The 14,175-nt window shown below is 64.3% G+C and carries 14 protein-coding genes; 7 read left to right on the forward strand and 7 right to left on the reverse strand.

Going from position 1 to position 14,175, the window contains the following annotated elements; genetic code table 11:
• Positions 1-71 precede the first annotated feature (71 nt).
• Positions 72-500, reverse strand: a complete 429-nt coding sequence (locus I6F20_RS34820; protein ID WP_225130578.1) for a GFA family protein — start codon at positions 498-500, stop codon at positions 72-74.
• 94 nt (positions 501-594) lie between these two features.
• On the opposite strand from I6F20_RS34820, the gene I6F20_RS34825 reads away from it, so the two are divergent.
• From I6F20_RS34825 to I6F20_RS34835, 3 genes are all read left to right on the forward strand, one after another.
• Positions 595-969, forward strand: a complete 375-nt coding sequence (locus tag I6F20_RS34825; protein ID WP_036038516.1) for a nuclear transport factor 2 family protein — start codon at positions 595-597, stop codon at positions 967-969.
• Positions 970-1,152: 183 nt separating this feature from the next.
• Positions 1,153-2,010, forward strand: coding sequence for a class A beta-lactamase (gene bla / locus I6F20_RS34830; RefSeq protein ID WP_225130532.1), 858 nt, complete (start codon positions 1,153-1,155; stop codon positions 2,008-2,010).
• Positions 2,011-2,056: 46 nt separating this feature from the next.
• Positions 2,057-3,664 (forward strand): Na+/H+ antiporter, encoded by a 1,608-nt coding sequence (locus I6F20_RS34835; protein ID WP_225130535.1) that lies wholly within the window; start codon positions 2,057-2,059, stop codon positions 3,662-3,664.
• A 108-nt stretch (positions 3,665-3,772) separates the two neighbouring features.
• Here the strand turns inward: I6F20_RS34835 and I6F20_RS34840 are convergent, their stop codons facing one another.
• The gene (locus I6F20_RS34840; protein ID WP_225130537.1) at positions 3,773-4,585 is read right to left on the reverse strand and encodes an N-acetylmuramoyl-L-alanine amidase; all 813 of its coding nucleotides are present in this window, start codon (positions 4,583-4,585) and stop codon (positions 3,773-3,775) included.
• A 396-nt stretch (positions 4,586-4,981) separates the two neighbouring features.
• Between I6F20_RS34840 and I6F20_RS34845 the strand changes: the two genes are divergently transcribed.
• On the forward strand, positions 4,982-5,737 hold the full coding sequence (locus I6F20_RS34845) for an outer membrane protein (RefSeq protein WP_225130539.1): 756 nt from the start codon (positions 4,982-4,984) through the stop codon (positions 5,735-5,737).
• 99 nt (positions 5,738-5,836) lie between these two features.
• On the opposite strand, the gene I6F20_RS34850 is transcribed toward I6F20_RS34845, so the two are convergent.
• The 4 genes from I6F20_RS34850 to I6F20_RS34865 form a co-directional block, all read right to left on the reverse strand.
• On the reverse strand, positions 5,837-6,733 hold the full coding sequence (locus tag I6F20_RS34850; protein WP_225130541.1) for a TauD/TfdA dioxygenase family protein: 897 nt from the start codon (positions 6,731-6,733) through the stop codon (positions 5,837-5,839).
• Between the two features lie 148 nt (positions 6,734-6,881).
• Positions 6,882-8,165, reverse strand: a complete 1,284-nt coding sequence (gene ispG / locus I6F20_RS34855; protein ID WP_128266114.1) for a flavodoxin-dependent (E)-4-hydroxy-3-methylbut-2-enyl-diphosphate synthase — start codon at positions 8,163-8,165, stop codon at positions 6,882-6,884.
• Positions 8,166-8,178: 13 nt separating this feature from the next.
• Positions 8,179-9,132, reverse strand: a complete 954-nt coding sequence (locus tag I6F20_RS34860; protein ID WP_225130543.1) for a DMT family transporter — start codon at positions 9,130-9,132, stop codon at positions 8,179-8,181.
• A 36-nt stretch (positions 9,133-9,168) separates the two neighbouring features.
• Positions 9,169-9,663 (reverse strand): Fur family transcriptional regulator, encoded by a 495-nt coding sequence (locus I6F20_RS34865; RefSeq protein WP_225130545.1) that lies wholly within the window; start codon positions 9,661-9,663, stop codon positions 9,169-9,171.
• 155 nt (positions 9,664-9,818) lie between these two features.
• Here I6F20_RS34865 and I6F20_RS34870 point away from each other — a divergent pair, with 155 nt between their 5' ends.
• Genes I6F20_RS34870 through I6F20_RS34880 form a run of 3 tightly spaced genes read left to right on the forward strand, consistent with a single transcriptional unit; the run spans position 9,819 to position 13,030 of the window.
• The gene (locus I6F20_RS34870; RefSeq protein ID WP_225130546.1) at positions 9,819-10,301 is read left to right on the forward strand and encodes a MarR family winged helix-turn-helix transcriptional regulator; all 483 of its coding nucleotides are present in this window, start codon (positions 9,819-9,821) and stop codon (positions 10,299-10,301) included.
• The gene (locus I6F20_RS34875; protein WP_225113308.1) at positions 10,294-11,457 is read left to right on the forward strand and encodes an HlyD family secretion protein; all 1,164 of its coding nucleotides are present in this window, start codon (positions 10,294-10,296) and stop codon (positions 11,455-11,457) included. Before I6F20_RS34870 ends, I6F20_RS34875 begins: the two co-directional genes overlap by 8 nt.
• A gap of 16 nt (positions 11,458-11,473) precedes the next feature.
• Complete coding sequence (locus I6F20_RS34880) at positions 11,474-13,030, forward strand: MDR family MFS transporter (protein ID WP_036023949.1); 1,557 nt, start codon at positions 11,474-11,476, stop codon at positions 13,028-13,030.
• A gap of 64 nt (positions 13,031-13,094) precedes the next feature.
• Here the strand turns inward: I6F20_RS34880 and I6F20_RS34885 are convergent, their stop codons facing one another.
• Complete coding sequence (locus I6F20_RS34885) at positions 13,095-14,156, reverse strand: phosphotransferase (RefSeq protein WP_036023951.1); 1,062 nt, start codon at positions 14,154-14,156, stop codon at positions 13,095-13,097.
• Positions 14,157-14,175 lie beyond the last annotated feature (19 nt).

Below are 14,175 nucleotides of genomic sequence, written 5' to 3' on the forward strand. Positions count from 1 at the left end.
ACGACCTCTCTTGTTTGTCGCGCCAGCGCTGTCGCGGTTCGCCAACGGACGGCGGTGCGGACCGGGTTCCGTCAGACAACCCCGATGTGCTCCCGATATTGCGGCAGGTCGTCCGTAATTTCATGCCAGGGCGCCTTCGAGCCGACGAAAATATGGGCGCTCGGCCGGATGGAGGGGGCATCGACCAGGGTTCCCATGGCGACGTGGACCCACTCTCCTTCTCGGACCCGGGAATAGAGCAGCGAGCCGCAGCGGCCACAATGCGCGTCCTGGGTGGTGTCGTCGCCGAAAATCATCCGGAGGTCGCCGCCCCTGACAATGCGAAGCCTGTCCTGCCGGATGCCGGCGAAGGGCTTGAAGGCGGCACCGGTGGTGCGCCGGCAGTTCGAGCAGTGGCAGTTCATCGCATAGGCGAATGCGTCGGCCACCTCGAAGCGCACGGCGCGGCAAAAGCATTCGCCGACAAGAATGCGAGCGTTCGAATTTTCTGATTCTGCCATCGTGACGCCTTCGCGCAAATCGCTGACACACCCATAGCGCATTTCAACGTGTACGACTAAGTTGGCCCGAAGCCATCATGCAAAGGAACGACCCATGAGCCAGGACCGGTCGAGCGTCGAAGCCGTCGTGCAATCCTATTTTGACGGACTTTACGAGGGCAACGCCGACAAGCTCGGCGCCATCTTCCATCCCTCCGCCGATCTGCGCTGGGTCGAAAAGGGCGAGCTCCAGGTTCTGACCGTGCCGGACTGGCTCGACCGCGTGCGCAAGCGCGCCTCGGCCAAGGCCGAAGGCAAGCCGCGCGAGGATTTCATCGTCACCATCGACCGGTCGGACGACAAGACCGCGTTCATCAAGGTGCGCTGCCAGCTGCCGCCGCGCTATTTCACCGACTATCTCGTGGCGATGAAGCTCGCCGACGGCTGGCAGATCGTGTCGAAGTCGTACCGATATGATTTGAGGGAGTGACGGGCGCCGTCCTGCTGCCCGAATTCGGACGCACTCGCTATCCAATTCTCCGTCATTGCGAACGCAGCGAAGCAATCCAGAATCTCACCGCGGAGACAGTCTGGATTGTTTCGCTGCGCTCGCAATGACGACGCGGATGCAGCGTCCGCTCCATCTCCCACCCCTGCTCGCCTGGAAATGACCATGCTTGTCGACCGCCGCTCCCTGCTCGCCTCATTCGCCTGGTTGGCCGCCTCCCCTGCGCTCGCCGGGGATGCCCCATCAGAATTCGAATCCTACGAGCGCGAGAGCGGCGGGCGGATCGGGCTCTATGCGGAGAATCTCGCAACCGGCAAGAAGCTCTCCTGGCGCGCCGACGAACGGTTCGTGATGTGTTCGACGTTCAAGGCTTCGCTCGCCGCCAGCGTGCTGGCGCGGGTCGATCGCGGCGAGGAGCAACTCGCGGCCATGATCCGGTATGGCCAGTCGGATCTGCTGGAATACGCGCCGGTGGCGAGGGAAAATCTCGCGGCCGGCAAGATGTCGGTCGGCGAGATGTGCAAGGCCATCGTCGAGCTCAGCGACAACACCTGCGCCAATCTGCTGCTGGCGCGGATCGGCGGCCCCGCCGCGCTGACCGCCTTCTGGCGGTCGCTCGGAGATACCACCTCGCGGCTCGACCACAACGAGCCCGAGCTCAACCGCTCGCAACCCGGCGACCCCCGGGACACCACGACGCCGGCAGCGATGGCGGGAAATTTGCGCCGGCTGGTCGCGGGCGAGGCGCTGTCGCCTGCTTCGCGGGCCCTGCTCACCGACTGGATGGTGAACTGCAAGACCGGCGCAAATCGCCTGCGTGGCGGACTCCCGGCAGGCTGGAAGATCGGCGACAAGACCGGCAACAACGGCAAGGACGCCTCGGGCGACATCGCGGTCGCCTGGCCGAAGCCGGATACGCCGATCCTGATCGCGGCCTATACCCAGGGCGGCACGCCGAGCGCGGCGCAGATCACATCCGCGTTCGCGCGGATTGGGCGGATGGTGGCCGAACGGCTGGCGTGAGCCGCGCATTGACCTAGCCGTCGCTTCCGGGTCAAGACAGACCATCATGGAAGCGAAGTTTCAGACCTTTCTCATCCTGCTGGCCGTGCTGGCAGGCGTGGCACTGGCCGCGCGACGCTTCAACGTCGCCCCTGCCATCCTGCTGATGCTGGCGGGCGTCGGCCTCGCTTTCGTGCCGGGCATGCCGACTGTGGAGCTGCCGCCGGAGCTGGTGCTGCTGGTGGTGCTGCCACCACTGATCTACTCGGCCAGCGTCGCGATGAGCTGGCGCGAATTCAAGAAGAACCTGCGTCCGATCGTGCTGCTCGCGGTCGGCGCCGTGATCTTCACCACGGCGATGGTGGCGGCCGCCACACACTACATGATCGGCCTGCCCTGGACCGTCGGCTTCCTGCTCGGGGCCATCGTCGCGCCGCCCGATGTGGTGGCGCCGCTCGCGATCGCGCGCCGGCTGAACATGCCGCGCCGCATCCTGGTCGTGCTCGAAGGCGAAGGTCTCGCCAACGACGCCACCGCGCTGATCCTCTACCGCTTCGCGCTCGCCGCGATCCTCGTCGGCCATTTCTCACTGCCGCTCGCGGCCGGTGAATTCCTCCTCATCGTCGCCGGCGAGATCGCCTTCGGCATCGGCGTCGGCTGGCTCTCCTTGCGCCTTCGCAAATGGTCTGGAGATCCGCAGGTCGAGCTGACGCTGTCGCTGATCACGCCCTATGTCTCGTACTGGCTGCCCGAGCATATCGGCGGCTCCGGCGTGATCGCAACGGTGGCCTGCGGGCTCTATGTCAGCTGGAACGGCCCATTGCTGATCTCCTCGGCGACGCGCCTGCAAGGCATCTTCTTCTGGGATCTCGTGATCTACCTGATCGAGGGCATGCTGTTCCTGCTCACCGGTTTCCAGATGCGCGCGCTCTACGAGAAATCAAAGACTTTTCCGCTCGACGACATTCTCATCGCAACCGCATTGGTCCTGGTGATCGTCGTGATCGCGCGTTTTGCCTGGCTCTATCCCGCAACTTATCTGCCGCGAATGCTCTCCAGGTCGCTGCGCGAGCGCGATCCTTCGCCGCCATGGCAATGGCCATTCGTGCTCGCCTTCACCGGCGTGCGCGGCGCGGTGTCGCTGGCCGCCGCGCTGGCGCTGCCGTTCACGCTGCCGAATGGCGAGGCGTTTCCGTATCGCGACCTGATCCTGTTCGTCGCCTTCGGTGTCATCTTCGTGACGCTGATCGGCGTCGGCCTGACGCTGCCACCGATCGTGCGGTGGCTCGGCGTCGCCGAAGCCGGTCGTCACGAGCATGCCGCCGAGCACGAAGCGGAGATCGCCGCGCGCCGTCAGGCGCTGGAGGCCGCGCTGAAATCGCTCGACGCGCTCACGGCGGAAAAAGAGGTTTCCGACGAGGTGATGCGGCTGCTGCGCGCCCGCCACGAGATCCGCTTCAACCAGCTCCCGGACTCGCTCGATCCCAACCGTCACGACATCTCTGCCGCCGGCACCGCTCTGACCCGCGACCTGATCGCCGCCGAGCGCAAATTCATCCACAAGCTGCTGCGCGACGGCCAGATCACCGACGAGACGCGGCGGCGGATCGAGCGCGATCTGGATCTGGAGGAGGCGAGCCTGGCGAATAGGGAATATCGAGCCGGGCCGCTGTAGCTTCCTCGTCATTGCGAGCGTAGCGAAGCAATCCAGACTGCCTCTGCGGAAGGACTCTGGATTGCTTCGCTGCGCTCGCAATGACTGCTGCTGAACCGGCAGGGCCAACTACCGTCTCTCGCAAAACTCCCTCATCGCGACCGCGACGGCTTGTGCGACCGCCTCGTGTCGCTCCGGCGAGTTCATCTCCATTTCCTCGTCGCGATTGATGATCGAGCCCGCCTCGAGCAGCACGGCGGCGCTTCGCGTGCGCGACAGCACGACCAGCCCGTCATAGCGGTAGACGCCGACATCCTTGTCGAGCAGCTGGCGCCGGTAGCGGCCCATCACCGGCAGCGTGTACTGGCTGGCATAGTGCAGGCCCTGCTGCTTCAATTGCCGGCCGATCATCCTGGCCAGCATCAGGCTGGCGGCAAAGTGCGGATTCTGCCGCGACACGAACAGCGAGTGGCCCGAAAAGCGATCGCTGAAATAGCTCTTTGCGCCGTCGAATTCCCAGGTCTCGAGCAGCTTGTCCGGCACCGAATCATGATGGACCGACAGGAACAGATCGGCGCGGCCTTCGTTTGCAGCGCCGACGCGCTTGAACAGGCTCGGCCGTGCCTTGCCGTCGGTGACGAGCAGGCGGGTTGCGGCAAAGCCCTCGGCCTTGAGCTTGGCCGTGATGAGCCGGGCGAGGCGGAAGTTGAAGCCGAACTCCGGATCGTTGCGTGCGCTCAATGCACCGTAGGAGTCCGGCGTGTGGCCGACATCCACGACGATCCGGAATTTGGGCGTCTCGCACTTGAATGAAGGTGAGGGTTTCGGCTCATGTCTCGCACTCTTGCGCGCGATAGCAGCCTCGCCGGCCGTGACGAATGCAAGCGATGACAGAACGATCGAGGCGACCAGCCCGACGATGACGCTCCGCAGGTGCCTCAAGCGCTACTCCGCTGCTGCTCACGCATGCCGGTGCCGGGACCGCTTTCGGTGAGGAAGTTGTAGTCTTTCGGGACGAAAGATGACGCGACCTTCGGCGGTGCTTTTTGCTTTTGATCACCTTGACGCAGGGAGGTCCGAGCGTCAACGCGCGGTCTGACCCAGGGCGCCCCCTGTCTTGGGCGATCAGGCCGACCATCGCGTCGGCAGCTAAGTACTTGAGACGAAATGAAAATGCCGATTGTGTCGTTGCGCGATGCGGCACTGGCAATCGCGCGATTCCCGCGCTCGCGGAGATTGTCGGCGACTGTTGCGGCGGAGCGACGGACGAACGCGCAACTAGCCGGTATTTAGGGCGGGTTTGAATTCGAATCGTCCATTGAATGTCTACGGGGTCAAATGAAGAAACTCGCATTCGCAACCGCCGCTCTGATGGCGCTGTTCACAGGCGCGGCGTCGGCCGCTGACCTTGCAGCCCGACCCTACACCAAGGCACCCGCAATCGCCCCCATCTACGATTGGAGCGGCTTCTACGTCGGCATCAACGGCGGTGGCGGCTGGGCCGAAAAGTGCTGGGACATCTACAACGATGCCGGCTTCACCGTTGCACCGCCCTTCCGGGAAGGCTGCCACAATGCGAGCGGCGCCACCGTCGGTGGTCAGATCGGCTATCGCTGGCAGGCCACCAATTGGGTGTTCGGTGTTGAGGCGCAGGGCAACTGGGCCGACTTCACCGGCTCCAATTCCAGCTTGTTCTACGGCAATTTCACCAACCGCTCCAAGGTTGATGCGTTCGGCCTATTCACCGGCCAGGTCGGCTACAGCTGGAACAACGTTCTCTGGTACGTGAAGGGCGGCGCCGCGGTCACCCGCGACAAGTACGAGGGCGTGATCACCAGCATCGACTTGGTGTTTGATCGCGCCAACGAGACCCGCTGGGGCGGCGTCGTAGGCACCGGCTTCGAATTCGGTTTTGCGCCGAACTGGTCGCTGGCGCTCGAGTACGATCACCTGTTCATGGGGAATCGCGACATCACCTTTAGCTCGTCGATCGTTCCGGGGGTCACGCGCGGTGATACGATCCGCCAGGATGTCGACATTGTCACCGCCCGCATCAATTACCGCTTCGGTGGCCCGATCGTCGCCAAATACTGACTTTGGCACTTCTTCGACAAACGAAGCCCCGGTCTCGCGTCCGGGGCTTTCCTTTGCGCGAAGCCGACTGATTGATGTTGGTCTCCCGAGCCCGGCCCATTAGACCGGCCTCTCTCCCTTCACCGTCACGCGCGTGCCCGAGCGTGTGTGCGGCCAGTAGTCCCACATCGCGCGGTGCTGGGTGCAGCGGTTGTCCCAGAAGGCGATGGCGTTCTCGGTCCAGCGGAAGCGGCACTGGAACAGCGGGTTCTCGGCGTGCTGGTAGAGATAGGCGAGCATCGCATCGCTCTCGTCACGCGGGATGCCGTTGATGTGGCGGGTGAAGCCGCGGTTGACGTAGAGCGCTTTCTTAGCCGTGACCGGATGGGTGCGCACCACGGGATGCTCGGCATGGGGATAGGAGGGACGATCGGCGACGCCATAGTTGGCGTAAAGGCCGCGATAGATCGGCTCGCCATCGTGCAGCGCCGTCAGGCCATCGAGATAGGCTTTCATGCGCTCCGACAGCGCCTCATAGGCCGCGTACATGTTGGCAAACAGCGTGTCGCCGCCGCGGGGCGGGCATTGCTTGATGTAGAGGATCGAGCCCATCGGCGGCTCGAGATCGCAGGACACGTCGGAGTGCCAGCCCTCGCCATTGGCGCGCGGCGAGTTCTTGTCCGCATAGATCTTCATCAAGGCGGGGTCTTCGTCCTCATGCGGGGCGGCGGGATGAAAATGCAGCTCGCCGAACTTGCGGCCAAAGGCGAGATGCTGCTGCGGCGTGATGTGCTGGTCGCGGAAGAAGATAACGAGGTTCTCGGCGAGCGCGCGATGGATCTCGTCCATCTGCCGGTTGGAGCGGGCATCGCCATCGACAAGCTTGCCGATATCGACGCCACTGATTTCCGCGCCGATGATGGGTGTGAGCTTTTCGACGGCGATGGTCTCATAAGGCGCGCCTTCGTCCGCAGTGTGGCGATAGCGCGGACCCTGCTTGCCGGCGAGTGAGCTCATGGCGTGTCTCCCGATCGTTCTTGATTGGGAGCCATCGTAGCAACGTAGGGCGGGTTAGCGAAGCGTAACCCGCCACCTCGCGCCCGCAAAAAAATAGAGCGGGTTAGGCTGTGCTAACCCGCCCTACGATTCCGATGTTGAGGAGCGCCTACTCTGCCGCAGGCGCCGGCACCTTGGCGCCTTGGCCGTAGCGCTGGTCGATGTAGTCGATCACCAGCGCCTTGAAGTCGGCGGAGATGGTCGGGCCGCGCAGCGTGCGGAACTTCTTGCCGTCGACGAAGACGGGCGCGGCCGGCGCTTCGCCGGTGCCGGGCAGCGAGATACCGATATTGGCGTGCTTGGACTCGCCGGGGCCGTTGACGATGCAGCCCATCACCGCGACGTTGAGCTCTTCCACGCCGGGATATTTGGTCTTCCAGGTCGGCATCTCGTCGCGGATGAAATCCTGGATCGAGCGGGCCAGCTCCTGGAACGTGGTCGAGGTGGTGCGGCCGCAGCCGGGGCAGGCGGCAACCAGCGGCACGAAAGTGCGGAAGCCCATGGTCTGCAAGAGCTCCTGGCCGACCTGCACCTCGCGGGTGCGGTCGCCGCCGGGCTCGGGCGTCAGCGAGATGCGGATGGTGTCGCCGATGCCCTGCTGCAAGAGGATGCCGAGCGCGGCCGAGGACGCAACGATGCCCTTGGAGCCCATGCCGGCCTCGGTGAGACCGAGATGGATGGCGTAGTCCGAACGGGACGCGAGATCCTGATAGACCGCGATGAGATCCTGCACCGCCGAGACTTTTGCCGAGAGGATGATGCGGTCCTTGGGCATGCCGAGTTCTTCGGCGCGCGCCGCCGAGAGCAGCGCCGACTGCACCATGGCCTCGCGCGTCACCGCGCGCACGTCGCGCGGGTTGGGCGAGGCCGCGTTCTCGTCCATCAGCTTGGTCAAAAGCTCCTGGTCGAGCGAGCCCCAATTGGCGCCGATGCGCACCGGCTTGTTGTTCTTGTTCGCGATCTCGATGATGTCGGCGAACTGGGTGTCGCGCTTGTCCTTGAAGCCGACATTGCCGGGATTGATGCGGTATTTGGCCAGGGCCTCGGCGCAGGCCGGATAGGCCGCGAGCAGCTTGTGGCCGATATAGTGGAAGTCGCCGATCAGGGGCGTAGTGATGCCGCGCTTGGCGAGGCCGTCGCGGATGTGCGGAACGGCGGCCGCAGCCTCCTCGCGGTCCACGGTGATGCGGACCATTTCGGAGCCGGCGCGCGCGAGCGCTGCGACCTGGGCGATGGTGCCTTCGACATCGGCGGTATCGGTGTTGGTCATCGACTGCACGACGATCGGCGCACCGCCGCCCACAGTGACGTTGCCGACCTTGACCTGGGTGGTCCGATGCCGGGGCGCCGGGCCCGCAATGTCTGAATCGAGAGGGTTTTCGAGCTTGTTCATGGCGGTCCAAATATCAGGTTTTGGTGACGTTCAGCAATGCATCACGCGGCGCCGCAGCTGATGGGCTGGGACGGTTAACCAGAAAAAGCCCAGCAATTACAAGGACCGCTGCGGCCCCGAATGTCAGGCTGAGGGTGTCGTGCATGATGAAATAGCTACCCACCACGCCAAACAAAGGGGTGATGAAGGTAAAAGCGGACAATTTGCTGGCCGAATAGGCCTTCACCAGCGCGAACCAAAGCGTGAACGTGGTTCCGACCACCCAGATCGCCTGGAAGGCCATCAGGCCGAGCGACAGCGGCGACGGAGTGTGGGTGATGGATTCGCCGAACAGCCAGGCCGCCAGCCCCAGGATCGGGATCGAGGTCGCGACCTGATAACCCAGGGCCTTCTCGGGCGCGGCGAAGCGCAGCCGCGTGCCCTTGGCAACCAGCGTCGTCGCGGCCCACAGCGCGGCGCCCCCGACGATCATGAGATCGCCGAGCAGAACCTGCGAATCGACATTGGGCTGGGGCACGCCGATCGCAAGCGCCACGCCGGCAAAGCTGATGGCTAGGCCGAGCCATTGCGCGCCACCGAGACGCTCGCCGAGCACCTGGTAGGAGCCGAGCGCCACGAAGAACGGCGCGGTGTAGAGGAACACCACCGCACGAGAAGCAGACGTGAAGTGCAGCCCCTGGAAGATCAACACGAACTCGATGCCGAACATCAGCCCGGCGATCAGGCCGGGCTTCCAGGTGCCGTCACGTTCGAAGAATTTGACGCCGCGAAAGGTGCCGATGAGGAACAGCACCGGCAGCGCGCCCATCGAGCGGATGGTGGCCTGGAGCATCGGCGGAATGTCCGGCAGCACCAGCTTCACCGCGATCTGGTTGAATCCCCAGGTCAGGCATAGCATGAGCATCAGGGCGATGGCGCCGGCACTGAGGGGACAGCCAGCGGACGGTATGGCTTGAGGTGCGGACATTTCTTCCCAAAAATCCGGCTTTGCGCCGTTGTTGCTTCAAGACATTTTCTGACAATGCGTGCAGACGCCCGTGATCTCCACCACAGACAGCTTTGGCGCGAAGCCTGAGCTGCGCGCGGCGGCGTTGAGGGCCTTGGCGAAGGACGCCGAGGAGATCTCGCCGACCAGGCCGCAGCGCTCGCAGATCAGGAACGCCACCGCGGAGGTCGAATCGTGGTCGTGGGCTGCGCAAGCGAGATAGGCGTTGCGGCTTTCGATGCGATGCACGAGGCCGTTGGCCATCAGGAAGTCGAGCGCACGATAGATCGTGATCGGTGCCGGCCGCGCCATCGACTTGGCAAGCTCGTCGATGATTTCGTAGGCGCCGAGCGGGCGGTGGCTGGAGAGCAAAGCACCCAGCACCTGGCGGCGGATCGGCGTGAATTTCTGCGCGCGCTGCTGGCAGACCACCTCGGCATGCGCAAGCGCGTCCGCGGTGCAGCGGCCGTGATCATGGTCGGGCGCGGGGAATGCCGGCTTTGCGAGGCTCATGTCGCGGTCTTCTACCATTTCGGCGGGGGAACCCAAAGCACGACGAGCCGTTCGGCTGCCAGCCATGCTCCTCCCGCGGGACAGCACCGCGCCACCGGTCCGTGAAATAATCATAAGCTTGCTTATAATATTCAAGCTTATTGGAGACGACGCTCATGACGCGCGGGTCGGTCGACCAGAATTTCCTGTTCACGGTCGGTGAGCTCTATCGCCTCTTGCGCGTCTATGCCGACAAGGAGGCCTCGCGCTTCGGCATCACCCGGGCGCAATGGGCGGTGCTGGCCAAGGTGGAGCGCAGCGAGGGCATGAAGCAGTCCGAGCTCGCCGAGCTCCTGGAGATGCAGCCGATCACGCTGACACGGCTGATCGACAAGCTCTGCGACAACGACTGGATCGAGCGCCGCAGCGACGCTTCGGATCGCCGGGTCAAGCGCCTGTACCTCAAAAAGGCCGGGCGGCAATTGCTCGGCCGCATGAGCGGCCTGAAGTCGGAGCTGACGGCGAACGCGCTCGACGGCATCAATCCGGCGGACGCGCACCGCCTCCTCACCCAGCTCGAAACCATCAAGGAAAACGTGCGAACCGCGATCCAGGCATCCGGCGCGGAGCAAGCACGCAAGGAGCAGCGCCATGGCTGATCAGGTCGTCAAGTTGCAGCCCGAGCAGAAGAGCGACAGCGGCAAGCCGACCAAGAAGGCCGGCACCGATCCGCGCCGCCGCCTGCTGGCGGGCCTGCGCCGCTATCGCCGTTTCCTGCTCCTGGTCGTGCTGCCTGTCATCGTCGCCATCGGCGGCGTCACCTTCTATCTGCATGGGGGCCGCTATGTCGGCACCGACGATGCCTATGTCGGCGCACAGAAGGTGCTGGTGACACCCGACATCTCCGGCAAGATCCTGAAAGTCATCGTCAAGGAAGGCCAGTCGGTCAAGCGCGGCGACGAACTGTTCGAGATCGACCCGGTTCCTTTCCGCCTCGCGGTCGAGGAGACCAAGGCGCAGCTCGCGCAGGCGCGCACGACCTATGACAACCTCGTCGCCAACATCAAGATCTACGGCGACATGTTGGGCCTCGCCCAGCAGGGCATCGATCTGAAGCAGCGCGACGTCGAGCGCAAGCAGGCGCTGGTGAAGAACAATTTCGGCTCCCAGCTCGATCTCGACAACGCCTCCAACGCACTGGTCACCGCCGGGGCGCAGGCGCAGTACATCAAGCAGCAGCTCTCCAACGCAAAGACCCAGCTGCTCGGCAACCCTGATCTGCCGCTCGAGCAATTCCCGCCCTACGCTCAGGCAAAAGCCAAGCTGGATGACGCGCAGCGCAACCTCGACCACACCGTGCTGCGCGCGCCGATGGATGGAGTGGCGACGCAGGTCGAGCAGATTCAGCTCGGCCGCTATGTGCCCGCCGGCACGCCGGTGTTCTCCATCATCGACGTCGCCCATCCCTGGGTCGACGCCAATCCGAAGGAGAGCGACCTCACCTATGTCACCGAAGGCCAGTCCGTCACGCTCGAGGTCGACGCGTTCCCGAACCATGTCTTCAAGGGCAAGATCGGCTCGCTCTCGCCCGGCACCGGCGCGCAATTCGCGATCCTGCCGCCGCAGAACGCCATGGGCAATTTCGTCAAGGTGGTGCAGCGCGTGCCGATCCGCATCTATTTCGACGAGACCGACAAATATGTGCGGAAGCTGAAAGCCGGCATGAGCGTCTACGCCACCATCGACACCGGTCATCGGCGGTCGCTTGCCGGCCTGCTCGGCCTGTCCGCGACCGCGGGCCAGGATAAAGAATAGGACAAGGACTGGCGCGATGTCCGGCCCCCATGCCAGCCCGATGGTCCCCGGCCTGCGCCGGAACATGGTGACGATCTGCGCCATGACCGCGACCATCATGCAGGCGCTGGACACCACCATCGCCAACGTCGCGCTGCCCTACATGCAGGGCACGCTGTCGGCGTCGCAGGACCAGATCAACTGGGTGCTGACCTCCTACATCGTCGCCGCCGCGATCATGACGGCGCCGGTGGGCTGGATCGCCAACCGCTTCGGCCGCAAGCGCATCTTCATCATCTGCTCGGCCGGCTTCACCATGGCGTCGGTGCTGTGCGGCCTCGCGCAGGACATCAACCAGATGGTGCTGTTCCGCCTGCTGCAGGGCGTGTTCGGCGCAGCGCTGGTACCGCTGTCGCAATCGGTCATGCTCGACTATTACACGCTTCAGGAACGCGCCAAGGCGATGGCGATCTGGGGCATGGGCGTGATGATGGGTCCGATCATGGGACCGTCGCTGGGAGCCTGGCTCACCGAGACCTATTCCTGGCACTGGGTGTTCTTCGTCAACCTGCCGTTCGGCATCATCACCGTGCTCGGGCTGGTCGTCTTCATGGACGAGACCAGGAAGGATTTCAGCCTCAAATTCGACTGGTTCGGCTTCGCCGCGCTGGCGGTCGCGATCGGCGCGCTCCAGCTCGCGCTCGACCGCGGTGAGCAATTGGGCTGGCTGGAATCGAACGAGATCCTCGCCGAGTTCATCGTCTCGGCCGTCGCGTTCTACTTCTTCCTCGCGCATTCCTTCACGACCTCGACCCCGTTCATCCGCTTCGCCCTGTTCCGGGACCGCAACTTCGTCACCGGCTGCCTGTTCATGATCGTGATGGGGCTCGTCCTGTTCTCGACCATGGCACTCGCCTCGCCCTACATGCAGAACGTGATCGGCTATCCCATCATCACCGCCGGCCTGCTGCTGGCGACCCGCGGCATCGGCACCTTCTTCGCCATGATGCTGGTCGGCCGCATGATGCGTTATATCGAGGCGCGCACGCTGATCATCTGCGGCCTGACGCTGACGGCGGGCTCGCTGTTCCAGATGACCGGCTGGACCGATCTGACCCAGGTGCCGGAGATCGTCACCGTCAGCGTCATCCAGGGTTTTGGCTTCGGCCTCGTCTTCGTGCCGCTCTCGACCGTGGCGTTCCTGACGCTGTCGAACGAGCTGCGCACCGACGGCACCGCGATGCTGACCCTGATGCGCAACGTCGCGAGCTCGGTCGGCATTTCCGTCGTCATCGCGCAATTGACGCAAGGCACGCGATGGACCTACGCGATCCTGTCCGAGCACATCAACCCGTTCAATCACGCACTGCAGATGCCCGGCGTCAGCGGCATCATCAATCTGTCGACCGACACCGGCCGCGCCATGGCCGACAGAATGGTCAACGTGCAGGCGCAGATCATCGCCTTCGCGCACGACTACCAGCTGGTGATGCTCTTCATCCTCTGCACCATCCCGCTCGCTTTGCTGATCGGCTCGACCAAAGCCACGCTGCGCAAGCAGGCGGCGGGGCCGGAGCATGCGGTGATGGAGTAGCGGATCTCGGGCCCCGGACGCAGCGCAGCGCTACACGTTGCACCGCGTCCGGGACACAACAGCGCTACAACAGCTCCTCGCAGCCCAAATCATCCACGGCCGCAAACGCCCGCTCCAGATTGTTCCACCAGATCAGCGGCGGGATGTTGATGCTCCACTGCCAGACCGGCCGCGTGATCTGCCAGAGCACCGCCCAGCGATAGTCGCGGTCGAGCGCTCCGCGCGAATAGCCGGTGATGCCGCTCTCGATCAGCGTGTCGTGGTAGAGATTGAGCAGCAGCCGTTCGAGCGCCTGCCGGCGTTCCGGATACCAATGCATCGCCATCATATAGGCGAGGTCGTGCGTCGGAACGTCGATGCTCCACAGATCGAAATCGAAGATGCGCACGGTGTCATCGATTCCCGTGCGCGGCAGCAGGAAATTCCAGACATGGGCATCGCCATGCGTGATACTGAGGTGGCGGCGTGAATGGTAACGCTGGGACAGCCGCTCCGATTGATCGATGAGCCGACGATAGAGGATCCGCCGTTCCTCGCTGAGGCGATCGCCGAGAAGATCGGCAAAGCGGTCGTAATGCCCCGCGAACGTCTCCATGCGTTGCGCGCTGTCCTCCACGCTGGCCCAGGTGCCGAGGGTCTCGCCGAGGCTCGGATGGTCCCACCAGGCTGCATGCCAGCGCGCCAGCGTCGTGACGATGGCGAACGTCTGCTCACGCGACGGCGGCACCGGCCAGGCCGTCGCGATCTCGTGGCTGTCGGTGAGATCTTCCAGGAGCAGATGCCAGGCGAAGCTGTCCTCGTCGAAATGCCCATCAAAGCAGCGCGGCACGAGTCCCGGCGGCATCTGCGGCACCAGCTGCGTGTAATAGCCCACCTCGCGCCGGCCGCCATTGGCGAGGCGCTTGGCGAAAGCGGCATTGGGCGTCTTGAGGATCAGCGACTGCGGAGCACCGGCGGACTCGCCGACATAGCGCAGCCCGAGCCTGACGATATGCGACACCACTGTGTCGCGCTGATGCAGCACCTTCACCTCGCGGACGGCGCCTGCATCCAGCGCGCCGCCCCGGCGCAGCGCGGCCGTCAGTCGGGCGGGCTCAACGACCGCCGGCAATTGTGGAGATGTCATGAACCACGATGCCCCTGTC

This window comes from Bradyrhizobium sp. IC3123 (genome assembly GCF_020193625.1).
In the GTDB taxonomy this organism is placed as follows: Bacteria; Pseudomonadota; Alphaproteobacteria; order Rhizobiales; family Xanthobacteraceae; genus Bradyrhizobium; species Bradyrhizobium yuanmingense.